The following is a 19,678-nucleotide window of genomic DNA, read 5'->3' as shown; positions in this document are numbered from 1 at the left end:
GGTCGTCCTCTCAGAGGGCGGCCCGCCGTTCCGTGTTCCCCCTCAGCACCGCCACTAAGCTTGTCGGGCGTGCACACCACGCACGCGAGAGGGAGAGGCACCGTGAAGCAGCTGTTCTTCGTCGCCGTCGGCGTCGTCATCGGGTTCGTCGTCGCGCACCAGGTCGCGAACACGCCCGCCGGCGCGCGCTTCTTCGCCGACGTGAACGCGCGGACGAAGGCCTTCGCGGACGCCGTGGCCGACGGGTACAAGTCCCGCGACGCCGAGCTCCGCACCGACGTCTGAGCGCGGTCACCGACCGACGCACGTCCTCCTCGCACGCACTCGACCTGAAACCAGGAAGCACCATGCAGACCGCAGAGATCCGCCGCCGTTGGCTCCAGTTCTTCGGCGACCGCGGGCACACCGTCGTCCCGTCCGCGTCGCTCGTCTCGGACGACCCGTCGCTCCTGTTCACGGTGGCCGGCATGGTCCCGTTCATCCCGTACCTGACCGGGCTCGTCCCGGCGCCGTACCCGCGGGCGACGAGCGTGCAGAAGTGCATCCGCACGAACGACATCGAAGAGGTCGGCAAGACCCCGCGCCACGGCACGTTCTTCCAGATGAACGGCAACTTCTCGTTCGGCGACTACTTCAAGGAGCAGGCGATCCAGTACGCCTGGGAACTCCTGACGACGCCGGAGTCCGACGGCGGCCTCGGCTTCTCGCCCGACGACCTGTGGGTCACGGTGTACGAGGACGACGACGAGGCGATCGCGTTCTGGAAGCAGCACTCGTCCCTGCCCGACGAGCGGATCCAGCGGCTCGGCAAGGACACCAACTACTGGTCGACCGGGCAGCCCGGTCCGGCCGGCCCGTGCTCGGAGATCTTCTTCGACCGCGGCCCGGCGTACGGCGTCGACGGCGGCCCGGCGACGGACGACGACCGCTACGTCGAGATCTGGAACCTCGTCTTCATGCAGTACCAGATCGCCGACGTGCGGTCGAAGTACGACTTCGAGATCACCGGTGAACTGCCGAACAAGAACATCGACACCGGCATGGGCCTGGAGCGCGTCGCGTTCATCAAGCAGGGTGTCGACAACATGTACGAGATCGACCAGGTGCGCCCGGTCCTCGATAAGGCCGCGGAGGTCTCCGGCCGCCGGTACGGCGCCGAGCACGAGGACGACGTCCGGATGCGCGTGATCGCCGACCACGTCCGCTCGGCGCTCATGCTGATCGCCGACGGTGTCTCGCCGTCGAACGAGGGGCGCGGCTACATCCTCCGTCGCCTCCTCCGCCGCACGGTGCGCGCCATGCGACTCCTCGGCGTGGAGGGCGCGACGTTCCCGCAGCTCTTCCCGGCGTCGCGCGACGCGATGCAGGACGCCTACCCGGAGGTCGCGTCCGACTACGACCGCATCGCCCGCATCGCCTACGCGGAGGAGGAGACCTTCCTCCGCACGCTGGCGCAGGGCACGACGATCCTCGACGTCGCGGTCGAGCGCGCGAAGGCGGACGGCGAGCCCGCGATCGGCGGCGACACCGCGTTCCTGCTGCACGACACGTTCGGCTTCCCGATCGACCTGACGCTCGAGATGGCCGAGGAGGCCGGGGTCGACGTCGACCGTGGCGCGTTCGACACCCTGATGTCCGAGCAGCGTGCCCGTGCGAAGGCGGACGCGAAGAGCAAGAAGACCGCCCTGGCGGACCTCAGCGTCTACAGCGCGTTCCGGGCCAAGGGCGAGACGACGTTCCTCGGGTACGACGCGCTCGAGGCCGAGACCTCCGTCCTCGGCATCATCGTCGACGGCGTCAGCGTTGACCGTGCGGTCGCGGGCGACATCGCCGAGGTCGTCCTCGGCGAGACCTCGCTGTACGCGGAGTCCGGCGGTCAGGACGCCGACCAGGGTTCGATCATCGGCAACGGCTTCGACCTCGAGGTCCTCGACGTCCAGCGCCCGGTGACCGGGCTCTGGAGCCACACCGTGCAGGTCCGCTCCGGCGAGGTCGGTGTCGGCGACGCCGCCACGACCGTGGTCGACGCGGAGTACCGCCGCGGTGCGACCCAGGCCCACTCCGCGACGCACCTCGTGAACGCCGCGCTGCGGGACATCCTCGGCCCGGAGGCGCTGCAGGCCGGCTCGTACAACAAGTCCGGCTACATGCGTCTCGACTTCTCCTGGTCGCAGCCGGTGTCGCTCGAGACGCGCTCCGAGATCGAGGACGTCGTGAACAACGCGATCCGCTCGGACCTCGAGGTCTCGACGCGGGTGCTCCCGCTGGCCGAGGCGAAGGAACTCGGTGCGCAGGCGCTCTTCGGCGAGAAGTACGGCGCCGAGGTCCGCATGGTCGACATCGGCGGTCCGTGGTCGCGCGAGCTCTGCGGTGGCACCCACGTGGCATCGAGCGCACAGGTCGGACTCGTCAACCTCGTGGGGGAGTCGAGCGTCGGTTCGACGAACCGCCGCGTCGAGGCCCTCGTCGGACTCGAGGGCTTCCGCGACCTCGCGGTCGAGCGGACGATCGTGTCCCAGCTGTCGAGCGCGCTCAAGGCCCCGCGAGAGGACCTCCCGACGCGCATCCAGTCCCTCATGGACGACCTGAAGACCGCACAGAAGCGGATCGCCGAGTTCGAGTCGGCGAACCTGCAGCAGCGTGTGCCGGCGATCGCGCGGACGGCGTCGACCGTCGGAGCCATGACCGTCGTGGCGGAGACCGTCGACGGCGTCCAGTCGGGCGACGACCTCCGGTCCCTCGCGACCGGGGTCCGCGCGCAGCTCGGCGACGGTGCGACGGTCGTCGTGCTCGGCGCCGTCGTGAACGAGAAGCCGGTGGTCATCGTCGCGACGAACGACGCGGCACGCGCTGCGGGCGTCCAGGCCGGTCCGCTCGCCAAGGAGGCCGCCGGCGTCCTCGGCGGCGGGGGCGGCGGCAAGCCCGACCTCGCCCAGGGCGGCGGGACCGACACGGCGGCGCTGCCCGCCGCGCTCCGGGCCGTGACCGCCCGCCTGGCGGGCTGAGCGTGGCGATCCGGTCCGGGCGGCGCCTCGGCATCGACGTCGGCCGTGCCCGGATCGGGGTCGCCGTGTGCGACCGCGACGGGCTGCTCGCGACGCCGGTCGAGACCGTCCGCCGCGATGACAAGACCGACCTCGGGCGGATCCTCGCGATCGCGGACGAGTACGACGCCCTCGAGGTGGTCGTCGGGCTGCCGCTGTCGATGTCCGGCGCGGACACCCCGTCGACCGAGGACGCGCGGCTGTTCGCCGCCCGGATCGCCGAGCACCGTCCGGTCCGGCTCGTGGACGAGCGGCTGTCGACCGTCACGGCACAGCGCGGGCTGCACCAGGCCGGGCGCAACACGAAGAAGTCCCGCGCCGTGATCGACCAAGCGGCCGCTGTTATCATTCTGCAACACGCGCTCGACCACGAGCGTGCGTCCGGCGCCCCACCAGGGGCCGAGCTCCCCTGACGGACGAGCCCAGCGACGAGCGGGCTCCGACGGACCGCTGCCGACCGCGGTGTCCCAGGTGGAGTCCCCGAACGAGAGACCAGAGGATCCGTTGGCAGACGACCTGGACTGGAACGCGATCATCTCGCCCGCCGGTGACGGCGGGCGGCGACGACCCGGCGACGACGCCGCGTCGGACGACGATCGCCCGCTGTCACGCCGTGAGGCGCGCGCTCGCGAAGCCGCACGCGCCGCAGCCGCGGAGCCGCAGCACGTCGACGCCGGCCCCGACGGGCAGCATGACGACGGGCGGCATGACGACGGGGCGCGTGGCGACGGGCGGCGAGCGGAGGCCCCGCCCGTCGACGACCCGGCTCCCACGGTCTCGCGACCTGACCGGGACCGTCCGGTGTCGCCGGCCGACGCACCCGTCGCGACCAGCGCCGACGAGCTGCACCCCGAGGTGACCGCCCTGCTCACCGGTGAGCACGTCGTGCCGCAGGACGAGGTGGCACGAGCCGCGGCAGCAGGAGCCGGCGAGGGGCGTGGCGGGGGAGGCCGTGCCTCCAGGCCGGGTCGCGAACCGCGACCACCGCGCCGCCGCGGACCGCTCATCGCGGGGATCGTGATCGTGGCGATCGTCCTCGCGGGCGGGGTCGCCGGGTACGGGTTCATCGCGCCGAAGATCCAGCAGGTCGTCGCCGCCGTCACCGGAGCGCAGGAGTCGGACGACTACAGCGGCGACGGGGCCGGCAAGGTCACCATCACCATCCGACAGGGCGACATCGGCGAGGACGTCGCGAAGACCCTCCAGCGCAGCGACGTCGTGAAGAGCTCGAAGGTCTTCTACAAGCTCCTGCTGCAGTCGCCCGAGGTGCAGTTCCAGCCCGGCTCGTACACCCTGAAGAAGGAGATGAGCTCGAAGGCGGCCCTCGCGGCGCTGCAGGACCCGTCGAACGCCGTGAAGGCGTCGATCGTCATCCCCGAGGGCACGGCGCTGAAGGACATCGAGGCAGGCATGGTCTCGAAGGCCGGTCTCACCGAGGCCGAGGTCTCGGCCGCCGCGAAGGACGTCTCCGCCTACGGGCTCCCGGCGAACGCGAAGACCCTCGAGGGGTGGCTCTTCCCGGCGACCTACCCGATCAACCCGGGGTGGACCGCGAAGCAGTACTTCCAGTCCATGGTCGACACCATGAAGGAACACCTGGCGTCCGCCGGCGTGGCCGAGGGCGACCAGGAGCGCGTGATCGTCTTCGCGTCGCTCGTGCAGAAGGAGGCCGGCCTCGCGGCGGACTACCCGAAGGTCGCGCGCGTCTTCCAGAACCGCCTCGACATCGACATGCCGCTGCAGTCCGACGCCACCGTCGCGTACGGGACCGGGAACACGCACCGCGTGACCACGACCGACGAAGAGCGGGACGACGCCTCGAACGAGTACAACACCTACGTGCACAAGGGGCTGCCGCCGGCACCGATCTCGAACCCGGGCGACATCGCGATCAAGGCCGTGACGAACATGGCGCAGGGCAAGTGGTTGTACTTCGTGACGGTGAACCTCGAGACCGGCGAGACGGTGTTCTCGGACACGTACGCCGAGCACCAGGTCGCGGTGGCGAAGTTCCAGGCGTGGCTGCGGGCGCACCCCGACTACCAGTAGGCCCGGCGTCGCACACGACCCCGCTGTGGGAGGATTGGCACCATGCTTCGTTGGTTGACTGCTGGTGAGTCCCACGGACCCGAACTGATCGCGATGCTCGAGGGTCTGCCCGCGGGTGTCCCGGTGTCGTTCGAGTCCATCCGTACCGACCTCGCGCGCCGCAAGCTCGGGTACGGCCGGGGCTCCCGCATGAAGTTCGAGCAGGACGAGCTGCACGTGTCCGGCGGTGTCCGGCACGGCTACTCCCTCGGCAGCCCGATCGCGATCCGCATCGGCAACACCGAGTGGCCGAAGTGGGTCGAGGTCATGAGCCCCGAGCCGATCGAGCAGACCGAGATGTCGCGTGGGCGCTCGGCGCCGCTGACCCGCCCGCGACCCGGTCACGCCGACCTCGTCGGGATGCAGAAGTACGGCTTCGACGAGGCCCGCCCGATCCTCGAACGCGCCTCCGCACGCGAGACCGCCGCCCGCGTGGCGCTCGGCGCCGTCGCGAAGTCCTTCCTCGCCGAGCTCGGCATGCGGTCGGTGGCGCACACGCTCCAGGTCGGGACCGTCCGTGTCCCGGACGGCACGGCTCTGCCGCTCCCCGACGACGTCGACCGTCTCGACGATGACCAGCTGCGCTGCTTCGACGCCGAGACCTCGGCGCGGATGGTGACCGAGGTCGAGGCCGCGAAGAAGGACGGCGACACCCTCGGCGGCGTCGTCGAGGTCCTCTTCTACGGCGTGCCGCCGGGGCTCGGGTCGCACGTGCAGTGGGACCGACGACTCGACGCCCGTCTCGCGGCAGCGATCATGGGCATCCAGGCGATCAAGGGGGTCGAGGTCGGCGACGGCTTCGCGACCGCCGGCCGCCGCGGCTCGGAGGCGCACGACGAGCTCTACCGCGAGGACGGCGAGATCGTCCGGACCACCGACCGTGCGGGCGGGACCGAGGGCGGCATGTCCACGGGGACCGTGCTGCGGGTCCGCGCCGGCATGAAGCCGATCGCGACCGTGCCGCACGCCCTGCACACCATCGACGTCACGACGGGTGAGGACGCCTCGGCGCACCACCAGCGTTCCGACGTCTGCGCTGTCCCTGCCTCGGGCGTCGTCGCCGAGGCGATGGTCGCGCTCGTCCTCGCCGACGCGGTCCTCGAGAAGTTCGGCGGCGACAGCGTGGCGGAGACGAAGCGGAACCTCGACGCGTACCTCGCGTCGATCCCCGAGACGCTCCGTTCCCGTCGTACCGAGTCGGCGGACACCACGCCCGTCCTGTGAGCGGCGGACCGCGAGCCGGCGCGACACGCTCGGGTCGGCTCTCGGCGCCGGTGGTCGTCATCGGCCCGATGGGCGCGGGCAAGTCGACCGTGGGCAAGCGCGTCGCGAAGGCCCTCGACGTGCCGTTCACCGACACCGACCGGGTGATCGTCCGCGACCACGGCCCGATCCCGACGATCTTCGAGACGCGGGGCGAGCCTGCGTTCCGTGAGCTCGAGGCCGCCGCCGTCCGCGCCGCCGTCACCAGTGGTGGCGTGGTCGCCGTCGGGGGCGGGGCCGTGACGCACGCGGCCACCCGCGAGGCGCTCGCAGGGGCACGGATCGTGCTCCTCACGGTGTCGCCCGAGGCGGTGGCCGACCGGATCGCCGGGAGCGACCGTCCGCTGCTCGCCCACGGCGGGATCGACGCGTGGCAGACCATCATGGACGAGCGTGCCGCGACCTACGCCGAGCTCGCCCACGTCGTCCTCGACACCTCGCGCCGGCCGATGTCCCACGTCGTGGCGGACGTCGTCGCGTGGGTCCGCGATCACGAACAGCAGGCGGGTGCGACCGCACCAGGTGCCGGCGAACCGCACACGAACGAACCAGGAGCGACCCCGTGACCGAAGCCGTCCTGCCCGAGGGCACCACCGAGATCCGCGTCGGCGGCGATGACGGCTACGTCGTCGCGGTCGGCAACGGGCTGCTCGGCTCCGTGCCCGCGCTGCTCGGCCCCCGGGTCGCGAAGGTCCTCATCGTGCACGCGCCGACCCTCGGCGCTCGGGCGAACGACCTCCGCACGCTGCTCGTCGACGCCGGGATGGAGGCACTCATCGCCGAGGTCCCCGACGCCGAGGGCGCGAAGCGCGTCGAGGTCGCGGCGTTCTGCTGGCAGATCATGGGGCAGTCGGACTTCACGCGCACCGACGCCGTGATCGGGCTCGGCGGGGGAGCCGTCACCGACCTCGCCGGCTTCGTGGCCGCGACCTGGCTCCGCGGCGTGCCGTACATCGCGATCCCCACGAGCGTGCTCGGAATGGTCGACGCGAGCGTGGGTGGCAAGACGGGGATCAACACCAACGAGGGCAAGAACCTCGTGGGCGCGTTCTTCGCACCGCGTGCGGTCGTCGCCGACCTCGACCTCGTCCGCTCCCTCCCGCGCAACGAGATCCTCACCGGGTTCGCCGAGATCGTGAAGGCCGGGTTCATCGCCGTCCCGGAGATCCTCGACGTGATCGAGGCCGACGTCGCGCGCGTGACGGACCCGACCACGCCGGAGTTCCGCCGTGTCGTCGAGCTGGCGATCGAGCTCAAGGCGCAGGTGGTCTCGGACGACTTCACCGAGCAGGGTCGGCGGGAGATCCTCAACTACGGGCACACGCTCGGCCACGCCATCGAGCACGCCGAGCGGTACCAGTGGCGGCACGGCGCAGCGGTGGCGGTCGGCATGGTCTTCGCCGCCGAGCTCGCGCGGCTCACCGGGCACCTCGACGACGCGACGGTCGATCGGCACCGCTCGATCCTGGAATCGCTCGAACTGCCCACCTCGTACGGCATCGGACGTTGGGAGGGCCTGCTCGCGACGATGCGACGCGACAAGAAGGCGCGCGCGGGCATGCTGCGGTTCATCATCCTCGACGGGGTCGGCAGGCCGACGACGCTCGAGGGGCCGGAGGACCACCTGCTCTTCACGGCGTACCAAGAGGTCGGCGTCTAGCCGGACGGCGAGTGCGTGGGCGGACTCAGCGCAGGACGCGCCGGGTCCGGCGCCACCACCACTTCACCCGCATCGACACGGTGACGATTCCGGTCCGCTCCGACTCGTACCACTCGGCGAGGGTCGCGCCCTCCACCCAGGCGTCGAGGACGGCGTCGTCCTCTTCCGTGCCGTCCATCTTGAACTGCGGGCATCGGGGAGCGGGGCGAAGAGCCGCATCATCCGTCCTTCCGGTCTCGGTGGTCCACCGGTTCGTGCTCGTGCCGCCGGAGCGCCCGGCGGGCGAGGTTCCGGTCAGGTTTGGGCGCCCACCGTACGTTCATCAGTCGCTCGAGCACAGTCTTCGAGATGTCGTACTCCGATTGCGTCTCAGATCGGCGGATCGCCCACGTCAGGCGTCGCCAGGCGTGGTCCCGATCGACCCCGCGGCGCGACTGGAACGCGCCGAACCAACTGACGACGGCGGCGCAGATCGCGGCGACCGCGGCGATGACCGCGCTGACGAGTGCTGTCTCCATGCCCCGATCATCCGTCGTACGCGCCGGCCACGGACGCGACGCGAGCCGAACTGTGGAACGCGCGCCGTGCCTCCCGGCTGTGCAGGGACCGTCCTCGTACCCGCACCGCACCTGCCGGACCCAGGCCACGGGAGCACACTGGGTCGGTGCCCACCCCGCCCCGCCTGAGCGACCTCGGCCAGCAGGACGCGGACGTCGGCAGCCTGCGAACCCGCGGCCGCCGCTTCGCCGAGCTCCTGCGCATCGCCCGACGTCACCACCTCGTCCCGTTCCGCCGCCTCGACTTCTCCCGGGATGCGGGAACGAGCGACCTGCGGCGTGACCAGGCCGAACACCTGCGTCGAGCCCTCGAGGAGGCCGGCGGCGGGTTCGTGAAGATGGGGCAGCTGCTCTCCACCCGTGACGACCTGCTCCCGGACGAGTGGACCGAGGGGCTCGCCCACCTGCAGCGGAACGTGACGCCCGCGCCGGCCGGCCAGGTCGCCGAGCTCCTCGCGGCGGAGCTGCACGCACCGGTGGACGCGGTCTTCGCGTCGTTCGACCCCGAGCCCGTCGCCGCCGCGTCGATCGCACAGGTCCACCGTGCGCGCCTGCACGACGGCACCGAGGTCGCGGTCAAGGTGCAACGGCCCGGCATCGACACCGCCGTCCGTCGCGACGTCGACATCGCGCTGCGGGTCGTGCGGTTCCTGGCGCGGACGAGCACGGAGGCGCGGCAGGTCGGCGTCGTCGACGTGGCGGCGCAGTACGCGGCGGACCTGGTGCGGCAGGTCGACTTCTCCTCCGAGGCCCGGAACCTCGCCGCGCTCCGCGCCGCGCAGGCCAGGAGTGCCCGTCCCGACGAGGTGTACCTCCCGGTGCCGTACCCGGAGCTGTCCGGTCGTCGCGTGCTCGTGATGGAGTTCCTCGAGGGCGACACACTCAGCGCGCTGCGCGCCGAGCGGTCGGACCGCGACCTCGACGCGCCGATGCGCGCGATCCTCCGCGCGTTCCTCCGGCAGGTGGTCTTCGACGGCCTCTACCACGCGGACCTCCACCCGGGCAACGTCGTGCTCCTGCCCGACGGCCGGCCCGCGTTGATCGACTTCGGATCGGTCGGGAGGCTCGACCCCGGTCTCCGGGACACGGTCCAGGAACTGCTGGCCGGCTACCTCCAGGACGACACGGCCCGGATCGCCGACAACGTCCTGCGGATGGCGCCCGTGCGCGATGTCCGCGACGAGGTCGACTTCCGTCGGGACATCGCGCGCTTCGTCGCGGACGAGCTCGGTCCCGGTGCCCGCATCGGCGTGCAGACCGTGGACGACGCCGTGGAGGTCTTCGGGCGCTACCGGCTGAAGCCACCGCCGGACTTCGTGGCGGCGGCACGGGCGCTCGCGATCTTCGAGGGCACGCTCCGGACGCTGACGCCCTCGTTCGACCTCCTCGAGGAGTCGCGGGACCTCGCGAAGCAGCAGATCCGCGACCAGCTGCGGCCGTCGGCGCTGCGGGACGTCGCGGTGCGCGAGCTGTTCGGCGTCGTGTCCGCGGCGCGGAAGCTCCCACGTCGTGTCGATCGCATCACGGAGGCGCTCGAGTCCGGGCGGCTGTCGGTGAACATCCGGCTGTTCGGGGACCGGCAGGACCGCCGGCTCGTGACCGGGCTCATCCGGCGCATCCTGCTCGTGCTGCTCGGGTCGGGCGCCGGGATCCTGTCGATCGTGTACCTGACCCTCCCGGCCCGTCCGACGGCGGTGCTCTCGACCGGAGCGGCGGGCGGGCTGCTCGGCGGGGCGACGGTCGTGCTGCTCGGGTGGGCGGCGATCGACGCGTGGCGGGCGCGGCGGCGGGACTGAGGCGGCCGGGGCGGGCCCGTCCGCTACACTCGTCGGGGCGTCGCGCCGATCCGGCCAGCGACCGCCGCGCCGGGCCGCAGTGCCCGCGAGACCTTCACAACACCATCGAACGGAAGACCCATGGCGAGCACCACTGACATCAAGAACGGCGCCGTTCTCATCATCGACGGCCAGCTCTGGTCGGTCGTCGAGTTCCAGCACGTCAAGCCGGGCAAGGGCGGTGCGTTCGTCCGCACGAAGCTCAAGAACGTCGTCTCCGGCAAGGTCGTGGACCGCACGTTCAACGCGGGCGCCAAGATCGACACCGCGACCGTCGACCGCCGCGACTACCAGTACCTGTACCAGGACGGCGAGTCGTACGTGTTCATGGACACCGACACCTACGACCAGATCCCGGTCTCGGAGACCGTCGTCGGCGACGCGAAGAACTACCTGCTCGAGTCCGCCATGGTCACCATCGCGATGAACGAGGGCAACCCGCTGTACATCGAGCTCCCGACGTCGATCGTCACCGAGGTCGAGACCGAGCCGGGTCTCCAGGGCGACCGCTCGTCCGGTGGCACGAAGGACGCGACGATCATCGCGACCGGTCACCGCATCCAGGTCCCGCTGTACCTGGAGAGCGGCACCACCGTGAAGATCGACACGCGCGACGGCAGCTTCCTCGGCCGCGTCAACAACTAGGCGACGCCGTATGAGTGCTCGTTCGAAGGCCCGCAAGCGCGCCCTCGACATGCTGTACGTGGCGGAGGTCCGCGAGCTGCCGATCGCGGACGTCCTCGCGACCGAGACCGTCCGGCACCTCGACCAGCCCGAACGCGCCTCGAGCTGGGACTACGCCCGGCAGATCGTCACGGGCGTGGACGAGGCCCGGCACGAGATCGACTCCGTGATCGTCGACCACGCCCAGGGCTGGTCGATCGCCCGGATGCCGGTGCTCGACCGCTGCATCCTCCGCATGGGCGTGTGGGAGCTCCGCTTCAACAGCGAGGTGCCCGACGCCGTCGCGATCGCCGAGGCCGTCGAGCTCGCGCAGTCCCTGTCCACCGAGGAGTCCGCGGGCTTCGTCAACGGTGTGCTCGGAGCAGTCGCGGGCGGTCGGGTCAGCGGGTCCAAGCAGCAGGATGCACCGTCCGGTCGGACGGTCGCAGGGGGCCGGGAGTCCCGGTAGGGTTGACCACGTCAGCGTCCTTTAAGTCCGTCCGGTGAGGCGGGGAAGGAGGTCGGCGTGGGTACCCGAACGGTCCTGCAGAACACCGACATCACGCGTGCCTTGACACGCATCGCGCACGAGATCCTCGAGGCCAACCACGGCGCCTCGGACCTCGTGCTCCTGGGCATCCCGACACGGGGTGCCGTCCTGGCGGAGCGCCTCGCGGCGATCCTGGCCGACATCGAGCCCGAGTGGGCGGCCGACCGCGAGCAGCGGCTCGGCACCCTCGACGTGACGATGCACCGTGACGACCTCGGTCACGGCATCGGGCGGGCGCCGCACCGGACGACGATCCCGACGAGCGGCATCGACGGCAAGGTCGTCGTGCTCGTCGACGACGTGCTCTACTCCGGCCGCACCGTCCGGGCCGCGCTCGACGCGCTGCAGGGGATCGGCCGGCCGCGGGCCGTCCGACTCGCCGTGCTCGTCGACCGGGGCCACCGCGAGCTCCCGATCCGCGCGGACCACGTGGGCAAGAACCTGCCGACCGCCTCCGACGAGCGGGTCACGCTGCGGCTGACCGAGACGGACGGCAGCGACGAGGTCGTCATCGAGCAGGCCGAGCAGAACGGGCAGCCCGAGCAGGCCGAGCAGAGCGAGACGCAGTCGGGCGGTGCTGTCTGATGCGCCACCTCCTCTCCACCGCCGACCTCGCGCGCGCCGAGGCCGTCCACATCCTCGACGTCGCCGAGGAGATGGCCGAGGTCAACACGCGCGAGGTCAAGCGGCTCCCGGCGCTCCGCGGCAAGACGGTCGTGAACCTCTTCTTCGAGGACTCCACCCGCACGCGCATCTCGTTCGAGGCGGCCGCCAAGCGTCTCTCCGCCGACGTCATCAACTTCGCGGCGAAGGGATCGAGCGTCTCGAAGGGCGAGTCCCTGAAGGACACCGTCCAGACCCTCGGCGCGATGGGCATCGACGGCATCGTGATGCGCCACGGTGCGTCCGGTGCGCCGCGGGTGCTCGCGGACGCCGACTGGATCGACGTCCCGGTCGTCAACGCCGGCGACGGCACGCACGAGCACCCGACGCAGGCCCTGCTCGACGCCTTCACGATGCGCCGCCGCCTGCACGGTGCGGCGAGCCGGGGTCAGGGCCTCGACGGGGTCCGCGTCGCGATCGTCGGCGACGTCCTGCACAGCCGCGTGGCACGCAGCAACGCCTGGCTCCTCCGCACGCTCGGCGCCGAGGTCACGTTCGTCGCCCCGCCGACGCTGCTCCCCGCCGTTGACCGCCCGTTCGGCGCCGCTGTCCACCACGACCTCGACGTCGCCCTCGCCGAGGACCCGGACGTCGTGATGCTCCTCCGCATCCAGCAGGAGCGCATGCACGACGCCTTCTTCCCGAACGAGCGCGAGTACACGCGGCACTTCGGCCTCACGGCCGCGCGCGCCGCGGGTCTCCCCGAGCGCACGCTGATCATGCACCCCGGCCCGATGAACCGCGGCCTGGAGATCGCCGGCGTCGCCGCCGACGACCCGCGCTCGACGGTCGTCGAGCAGGTCGCCAACGGCGTGAGCGTCCGCATGGCCGTCCTCTACCTCGCCCTGACGGGCGACCACGACGCGAAGGAGTCCGTCGCATGACCGCCCACCTCATCCGCGGCGCGCAGCTGGTCGACGGCACGCGCGCCGACATCCGCCTGGAGGCACGGCGCATCACCGCGGTCGGGTCCGGTCTCGACACGGCCGGCGCCGCGGTCGTCGACGCCGACGGGCTGATCGCCCTGCCCGGCCTCGTGGACCTGCACACCCACCTCCGCGAGCCCGGCGGCGAGGAGTCCGAGACGGTCCGCACCGGCTCGCGCGCGGCGGCCGCCGGCGGCTTCACCGCCGTGAACGCGATGGCGAACTCGAACCCGGTGGCGGACACCGCCGGCGTGGTCGAGCAGGTGCAGGCGCTGGGGGACGACGCGGGCTACGTCACGGTCCGCCCGATCGGTGCGGTGTCGCAGGGCCTGCAGGGCACCCACCTCTCGGAGATCGGGGCGATGGCGACGAGCCGCGCACGGGTCCGGGTGTTCTCGGACGACGGCTCGTGCGTGGCGGACCCGCTGCTCATGCGTCGGGCGCTCGAGTACGTCAAGGGCTTCGGCGGTGTGATCGCCCAGCACGCCCAGGAGCCGCGGCTCACGCTCGGCGCCCAGATGAACGAGGGCCGGCTCTCGTCGGAGCTCGGACTCGCGGGCTGGCCGGCCGTCGCGGAAGAGGCGATCATCGCCCGCGACGTGCTGCTCGCCGACCACGTCGGCGCACGCCTGCACGTCTGCCACGTCTCGACCGCGGGCAGCGTCGAGGTGATCCGGTGGGCGAAGTCCCGCGGGATCGACGTCACGGCCGAGGTCACGCCGCACCACCTGGTGCTGACCGAGGACCTCATCGCCGGCGTCGACGGCGCGCCGGGGTACGACGCCCGGTACAAGGTCAACCCGCCGCTCCGTGCCCGCGAGGACGTCGAGGCGCTCCGGGCCGCCCTCGCCGACGGCACGATCGACATCGTCGCCACCGACCACGCGCCGCACACCGCCGAGGCGAAGTGCTGCGAGTGGCCCGCCGCCGCGAACGGCATGGTCGGCCTCGAGTCCGCGCTGAGCGTCGTGCAGGCCGCCGTGGTCGACTCCGGTCAGATCGCCTGGTCGGACGTCGCCCGCGTGCTCTCCGAGGCGCCGGCACGCATCGGCCAGGTCGACGGGCACGGCCACGGCATCGTCGAGGGCGCGCCGGCCGAGGTCACGCTGTACGACCCGAGCGCGTCGCGGGAGTTCGCCGTGACCGACCTCGCTGGCCAGTCGCAGAACTCGCCGTACCTCGGCATGCGGCTGCCCGGTCGGGTCGTCGCGACGTTCCACCACGGCTACCCGACCGTGCTCGACGGCGCGGTCGTCGACGACGAGTCGGTCGCGGCACGCGCGGCCGAGACGGTCGCGGCGCACGCCGCCGCCGCCCGCGAGGCGGCACGGTGAGCGGCGATGCAGCCCGGTGGCTCACCGGGGGAGTCATCCTGCTGCTGGTGGCCCTGCTGTTCCTCGCGATGGCGCGCACCTGGCGGACCCGGAGCCGCGCGCAGGCCGCAGCCGTGCCTCCCGTCCCGGTCCCGGCCGACCCGGGTCCGCAGGTCGGGTCGTGGGACGGCTTCACCGTCGCGACGACCCGCGCCGACCAGCCGCTGGAGCGCATCACCGCCGGCGGTCTCGGCTTCCGCAGCCGCGGGGGCGTGACCGTCCACGAGCACGGGGTGGTGCTGCACCACGCCGGGGCACCCGACCGCTGGGTCGCGACCGACGCCGTCCGCGGCGCCGACCGCGCCACGTGGGCCATCGACCGCGTGGTCGAGCCCGGGGGACTGGTCCGTCTGCGATGGACGGCGACCGGCGCCGCAGGTGCGACGGACCTCGACACCTACTTCCGGTTCCCGGAGGGCGACGCGGCAGCAGCACTCGCCGCCCTGCAGGGACCGACGACGAAGCACGAGCACCCGCACACCGCGGGCGAAGGGACGAACTGATGACACGCGAACGGGCCGTACTGGTCCTCGAGGACGGCACCCGCTACGAGGGACGGGCGTACGGCGCCCGAGGCCGATCCCTGGGTGAGGTGGTCTTCGCGACCGGCATGACCGGGTACCAGGAGACGCTGACCGACCCGTCCTACGCCGGGCAGATCGTGGTGCAGACCGCGCCGCACATCGGCAACACGGGTGTGAACGACGAGGACCCCGAGTCCCGCCGCATCTGGGTGGCCGGGTACGTCGTGCGCGACCCCAGCCGGATCGTGTCGAACCACCGGGCGAACGCCACGCTGGACGACCACCTCGTCCGTGACGGCATCGTGGGCATCTCCGGGGTCGACACGCGGGCGCTCACCCGCCGGATCCGCGACGCGGGCGCGATGAAGGGCGGCGTGTTCAGCGGCCCCGAGGCGGACCTGTCGGCGGACGAGCAGCTCGCGGCCGTCCGTGACCAGGCCGCGATGACCGGTGCGAACTTCTCCGCGATGGTGTCCACCCCCGAGACCTACGTGGTCCCCGCAGTGGGCGAGCAGATCGGCCGGCTGGCCGTGCTCGACCTCGGCGTCAAGGCGTCGACCACCCGGTACCTCGCCGAGCGCGGGTTCGAGGTGCACGTCGTGCCGCAGGACATCACCGCCGAGGCGCTCGAAGCCCTGGCCCCCGACGCGTTGTTCTACTCGAACGGCCCCGGCGACCCGGCGGCGAGCGACGCCCAGGTGGAGCTCCTGCAGGACAGCCTGAAGACCGGTCGCCCGTTCTTCGGCATCTGCTTCGGCAACCAGCTGCTCGGCCGCGCGCTCGGCTTCGGCACGTACAAGCTGCCGTTCGGGCACCGCGGCATCAACCAGCCGGTGCTCGACACCACCACGGGCAAGGTCGAGATCACGAGCCAGAACCACGGCTTCGCGGTCGACGCGCCCCTCGGCGAGGTGATCGAGTCGCCCGCCGGGTTCGGCCGCGTCGAGGTCTCCCACTACTCCCCGAACGACCAGGTCGTCGAGGGCCTCCGCGCGCTCGACGTGCCCGCGTTCAGCGTGCAGTACCACCCCGAGGCGGCGGCCGGTCCGCACGACTCGATGTACCTGTTCGACCGGTTCGCGGACCTCGTCCGTGCCCGACGCGACGGCCGGCCGCTCGACGCGGCCACCGCCGACGCCACGACCCCCGCAGCCGACGTCACCAAGGAAGCCAACTGATGCCGAAGCGCGCAGACATCAACTCCGTCCTCGTCATCGGCTCCGGCCCGATCGTCATCGGGCAGGCCGCCGAGTTCGACTACTCGGGCACCCAGGCGTGCCGCGTCCTCCGCGCCGAGGGCGTCCGCGTCATCCTCGTCAACCCCAACCCGGCGACGATCATGACCGACCCCGACTTCGCCGACGCGACCTACATCGAGCCGATCACGAGCGCGTCGCTCGAGGAGATCATCAAGATCGAGCAGCCCGACGCGGTCCTGCCGACCCTCGGCGGCCAGACGGCGCTGAACGCGGCGATCAAGCTCGACGCCGAGGGGATCCTGGAGAAGTACGGCGTCGAGCTCATCGGCGCCAAGGTCGACGCGATCCAGCGCGGCGAGGACCGCCAGCTCTTCAAGGAGCTCGTGCTCGAGTCCGGCGCCGACGTCGCCCGCAGCCACATCGCGCACACCCTGGACGAGGCCAAGGAGTACGCGGCCGACCTCGGGTACCCGCTCGTCGTCCGCCCGTCCTTCACGATGGGTGGCCTCGGCTCGGGCTTCGCCTACGACGAGGAGGAGCTCGTCCGCTTCGTCGGTGACGGCCTCCAGTCCAGCCCGACCACCGAGGTGCTCCTGGAGGAGTCGATCCTCGGCTGGAAGGAGTACGAGCTCGAGCTCATGCGGGACAACTTCGACAACACCGTCGTCATCTGCTCGATCGAGAACGTCGACCCCGTCGGTGTCCACACGGGCGACTCCATCACGGTCGCCCCGGCCCTGACGCTGACGGACCGCGAGTACCAGAACATGCGGAACATCGGCATCGACATCATCCGCCGCGTGGGCGTCGACACCGGTGGCTGCAACATCCAGTTCGCGGTCGACCCGTCGAACGGCCGGATCATCGTCATCGAGATGAACCCCCGCGTGTCGCGCTCGTCGGCCCTGGCATCGAAGGCGACGGGCTTCCCGATCGCGAAGATCGCCGCGAAGCTCGCCATCGGGTACCGCCTCGACGAGATCCAGAACGACATCACGCGGGTGACGCCGGCGAGCTTCGAGCCGACGCTCGACTACGTCGTCGTGAAGACCCCGCGGTTCGCGTTCGAGAAGTTCCCGGCCGCCGACGCCACCCTCACCACGACGATGAAGAGCGTCGGCGAGGCGATGGCGATCGGCCGGAACTACGCCACGGCGCTGCAGAAGTCGCTCCGCTCGCTCGAGAAGCGTGGCTCGTCGTTCCACTGGGCCACCCCGACGGCCGAGCTCGACAAGGACGCGCTGCTGGAGAAGTCGAAGACCCCGACGGACGGCCGCATCGTCACGGTGCAGCAGGCGCTCGTCGCCGGTGCCACCGCGGACGAGGTCTTCGAAGCCACGAAGATCGACCCCTGGTTCATCGACCAGATCGTCCTCATCAACGAGGTCGCCGACGAGGTGCGCGCTGCGGAGACGCTCGACGCGGACACCCTGCGCTGGGCGAAGGAGCACGGCTTCAGCGACGCCCAGATCGCGAGCCTGCGCGGCATCTCCGAGCAGGAGGCGCGCGACGCCCGGCACGCGCTCGGCATCCGTCCGGTCTTCAAGACCGTCGACACCTGCGCCGGCGAGTTCCCGGCCCTCACGCCGTACCACTACTCGTCGTACGACACCGAGACCGAGGTCGCCGCGAGCGACCGCAAGAAGGTCGTCATCCTCGGCTCCGGTCCGAACCGCATCGGCCAGGGCGTGGAGTTCGACTACTCCTGCGTGCACGCGTCCTTCGCGCTGAGCGACGCCGGGTTCGAGACGATCATGATCAACTGCAACCCGGAGACCGTCTCCACCGACTACGACACGTCGGACCGCCTGTACTTCGAACCGCTGACCACCGAGGACGTCCTCGAGGTCATCGAGGCCGAGGCGGCGTCCGGCGAGCTCGTCGGCGTGGTCGTGCAGCTCGGCGGCCAGACGGCCCTCGGGCTCGCGAAGCCGCTCGAGGCCGCAGGGATCCCGATCCTCGGCACCTCGCCCGCGGCGATCGACTCCGCCGAGGAGCGCGGGCAGTTCTCTGCGATCCTCGACGAGGCGGGCCTCCTCGCACCCCGCAACGGGACCGCACACGACCTCGCGAGCGCGACCGCCGTGGCCGAGGAGATCGGCTACCCGGTCCTCGTCCGCCCGTCGTTCGTGCTCGGCGGTCGCGGCATGGAGATCGTCTACGACCCGACGGCCCTCGCCGACTACTTCGACCGGATGGCCGACCAGGCGATCATCGGCCCGGAGCTCCCGCTCCTGGTCGACCGCTTCCTCGACGACGCGGTGGAGATCGACGTCGACGCCCTCTTCGACGGGGAGCGCCTGTACATCGGCGGCATCATGGAGCACATCGAGGAGGCCGGCATCCACTCCGGCGACTCGGCGTGCACCCTGCCCCCGGTCGGACTCGGCAAGGCCGAGATCCGTGGCGTGGTCGAGGCGACCGAGCGGATCGCGCGCGGCATCGGCGTGCAGGGCCTGCTCAACGTCCAGTTCGCCATCGGCGCCGGCGTGCTCTACGTCCTCGAGGCGAACCCGCGCGCGAGCCGCACCGTGCCGTTCGTCTCCAAGGCGCTCGGCATCCCGCTCGCCAAGGCCGCGAGCCGCATCATGACGGGCACGAGCATCGACCAGCTCGTCACCGAGGGGCTCCTGCCCGAGCGCGACGGCTCGTCGGTGCCCGCGCAGGCCCCGGTCGCCGTCAAGGAGGCCGTGCTGCCCTTCCGCCGCTTCCGGACGCACGACGGCCAGGTCGTCGACTCGGTGCTCAGCCCCGAGATGCGCTCCACGGGCGAGGTCATGGGCATCGACCGCGACTTCCCGCGGGCGTTCCTCAAGTCGCAGGACGCCGCGTACGGGGGCCTGCCGACGAGCGGCACCGTCTTCGTGAGCGTCGCCGACACCGACAAGCGCCAGGTCGTCCTGCCGATCCACCGCCTCCAGCAGCTCGGCTTCACGATCACCGCGACCGAGGGCACCGCCGAGGTCCTCCGCCGCAACGGCATCGAGGTCACCCTCGTCGGCAAGTACAGCGAGGGCGGCGAGAGCGTCGTCGACCTGCTCGCCCGCGGCGAGGTCGACGTCGTCATCAACACGCCGTCCGGTGCGGCCGGGCGCGCGGACGGCTACGAGATCCGCGCGGCCACCGTCGCGGCGGACAAGCCGCTGTTCACGACGATCGCCCAGCTCGGCGCGGCGGTCGCCGCGATCGAGACGATCGGCACCGAGCACACGGTCCGCAGCCTGCAGGACTACGCGCTCGAGCGCGCGACCTGGTGACGGCCGGTCTCGTGGCTGCTGACGACCTGCCTGGGCCCACGCCGCCGGTTCCGGACCGACGCGCCAGCGGCGGTTC

Annotated in this window: 18 protein-coding genes; 16 read left to right on the top strand and 2 right to left on the bottom strand. The window is 71.6% G+C overall.

The window, feature by feature from the left end; all coding sequences use genetic code 11:
• Positions 1–102 precede the first annotated feature (102 nt).
• The 7 genes from ACIPYW_RS13680 (at position 103) to aroB (ending at position 8,055) form a co-directional block, all read left to right on the top strand.
• Positions 103–285 (top strand): hypothetical protein, encoded by a 183-nt coding sequence (locus tag ACIPYW_RS13680; RefSeq protein ID WP_096899128.1) that lies wholly within the window; start codon positions 103–105, stop codon positions 283–285.
• Positions 286–347: 62 nt separating this feature from the next.
• Positions 348–3,005 (top strand): alanine--tRNA ligase, encoded by a 2,658-nt coding sequence (alaS, locus tag ACIPYW_RS13675; protein ID WP_400414416.1) that lies wholly within the window; start codon positions 348–350, stop codon positions 3,003–3,005.
• 8 nt (positions 3,006–3,013) lie between these two features.
• Positions 3,014–3,457: a Holliday junction resolvase RuvX gene (ruvX, locus tag ACIPYW_RS13670; protein WP_400414819.1), complete on the top strand. Its 444-nt coding sequence runs from the start codon at positions 3,014–3,016 to the stop codon at positions 3,455–3,457.
• Positions 3,458–3,548: 91 nt separating this feature from the next.
• Positions 3,549–5,093 (top strand): endolytic transglycosylase MltG, encoded by a 1,545-nt coding sequence (gene mltG / locus ACIPYW_RS13665; protein WP_400414414.1) that lies wholly within the window; start codon positions 3,549–3,551, stop codon positions 5,091–5,093.
• Between the two features lie 42 nt (positions 5,094–5,135).
• Complete coding sequence (aroC, locus tag ACIPYW_RS13660) at positions 5,136–6,356, top strand: chorismate synthase (protein ID WP_290131609.1); 1,221 nt, start codon at positions 5,136–5,138, stop codon at positions 6,354–6,356.
• Positions 6,353–6,961 carry a shikimate kinase gene (locus ACIPYW_RS13655; protein ID WP_400414411.1) on the top strand — a complete coding sequence of 203 codons (609 nt, stop codon included), beginning with the start codon at positions 6,353–6,355 and terminating at the stop codon, positions 6,959–6,961. The genes aroC and ACIPYW_RS13655 overlap by 4 nt, the downstream gene beginning before the upstream one ends.
• Positions 6,958–8,055 carry a 3-dehydroquinate synthase gene (aroB, locus tag ACIPYW_RS13650; protein ID WP_400414409.1) on the top strand — a complete coding sequence of 366 codons (1,098 nt, stop codon included), beginning with the start codon at positions 6,958–6,960 and terminating at the stop codon, positions 8,053–8,055. The genes ACIPYW_RS13655 and aroB overlap by 4 nt, the downstream gene beginning before the upstream one ends.
• A 25-nt stretch (positions 8,056–8,080) precedes the next feature.
• Here the strand turns inward: aroB and ACIPYW_RS13645 are convergent, their stop codons facing one another.
• Both ACIPYW_RS13645 and ACIPYW_RS13640 read right to left on the bottom strand, forming a co-directional pair.
• A complete protein-coding gene (locus ACIPYW_RS13645; protein ID WP_400414407.1) occupies positions 8,081–8,233 on the bottom strand; it encodes a hypothetical protein in 153 nt (50 codons plus the stop codon).
• Between the two features lie 40 nt (positions 8,234–8,273).
• Positions 8,274–8,573, bottom strand: a complete 300-nt coding sequence (locus tag ACIPYW_RS13640) for a hypothetical protein (RefSeq protein WP_400414406.1) — start codon at positions 8,571–8,573, stop codon at positions 8,274–8,276.
• A 146-nt stretch (positions 8,574–8,719) separates the two neighbouring features.
• Here ACIPYW_RS13640 and ACIPYW_RS13635 point away from each other — a divergent pair, with 146 nt between their 5' ends.
• The 9 genes from ACIPYW_RS13635 to carB all read left to right on the top strand — a co-directional run bounded on the left by ACIPYW_RS13635 (position 8,720) and on the right by carB (position 19,602).
• Complete coding sequence (locus ACIPYW_RS13635) at positions 8,720–10,408, top strand: ABC1 kinase family protein (protein WP_400414404.1); 1,689 nt, start codon at positions 8,720–8,722, stop codon at positions 10,406–10,408.
• Positions 10,409–10,528: 120 nt separating this feature from the next.
• On the top strand, positions 10,529–11,092 hold the full coding sequence (gene efp, locus ACIPYW_RS13630; protein WP_290131613.1) for an elongation factor P: 564 nt from the start codon (positions 10,529–10,531) through the stop codon (positions 11,090–11,092).
• Between the two features lie 10 nt (positions 11,093–11,102).
• Entirely contained in the window at positions 11,103–11,579 is a 477-nt protein-coding gene (gene nusB, locus ACIPYW_RS13625; RefSeq protein ID WP_400414401.1) for a transcription antitermination factor NusB, read from the top strand.
• A 57-nt stretch (positions 11,580–11,636) separates the two neighbouring features.
• Complete coding sequence (gene pyrR, locus ACIPYW_RS13620; RefSeq protein WP_400414398.1) at positions 11,637–12,245, top strand: bifunctional pyr operon transcriptional regulator/uracil phosphoribosyltransferase PyrR; 609 nt, start codon at positions 11,637–11,639, stop codon at positions 12,243–12,245.
• Entirely contained in the window at positions 12,245–13,207 is a 963-nt protein-coding gene (locus ACIPYW_RS13615) for an aspartate carbamoyltransferase catalytic subunit (protein ID WP_400414396.1), read from the top strand. Before pyrR ends, ACIPYW_RS13615 begins: the two co-directional genes overlap by 1 nt.
• A complete protein-coding gene (locus ACIPYW_RS13610; protein ID WP_400414394.1) occupies positions 13,204–14,583 on the top strand; it encodes a dihydroorotase in 1,380 nt (459 codons plus the stop codon). The genes ACIPYW_RS13615 and ACIPYW_RS13610 overlap by 4 nt, the downstream gene beginning before the upstream one ends.
• Positions 14,580–15,125 (top strand): hypothetical protein, encoded by a 546-nt coding sequence (locus ACIPYW_RS13605; protein ID WP_400414391.1) that lies wholly within the window; start codon positions 14,580–14,582, stop codon positions 15,123–15,125. Before ACIPYW_RS13610 ends, ACIPYW_RS13605 begins: the two co-directional genes overlap by 4 nt.
• Positions 15,125–16,324 (top strand): glutamine-hydrolyzing carbamoyl-phosphate synthase small subunit, encoded by a 1,200-nt coding sequence (carA, locus tag ACIPYW_RS13600; RefSeq protein ID WP_400414388.1) that lies wholly within the window; start codon positions 15,125–15,127, stop codon positions 16,322–16,324. The genes ACIPYW_RS13605 and carA overlap by 1 nt, the downstream gene beginning before the upstream one ends.
• The gene (gene carB / locus ACIPYW_RS13595) at positions 16,324–19,602 is read left to right on the top strand and encodes a carbamoyl-phosphate synthase large subunit (RefSeq protein WP_400414385.1); all 3,279 of its coding nucleotides are present in this window, start codon (positions 16,324–16,326) and stop codon (positions 19,600–19,602) included. The genes carA and carB overlap by 1 nt, the downstream gene beginning before the upstream one ends.
• The last annotated feature ends 76 nt before the right edge of the window (positions 19,603–19,678 follow it).

It is taken from the genome of Curtobacterium sp. NPDC089689 (genome assembly GCF_044749145.1).
In the GTDB taxonomy this organism is placed as follows: Bacteria; Actinomycetota; Actinomycetes; order Actinomycetales; family Microbacteriaceae; genus Curtobacterium.
This window is presented reverse-complemented; position numbering and strand designations above follow the sequence as displayed.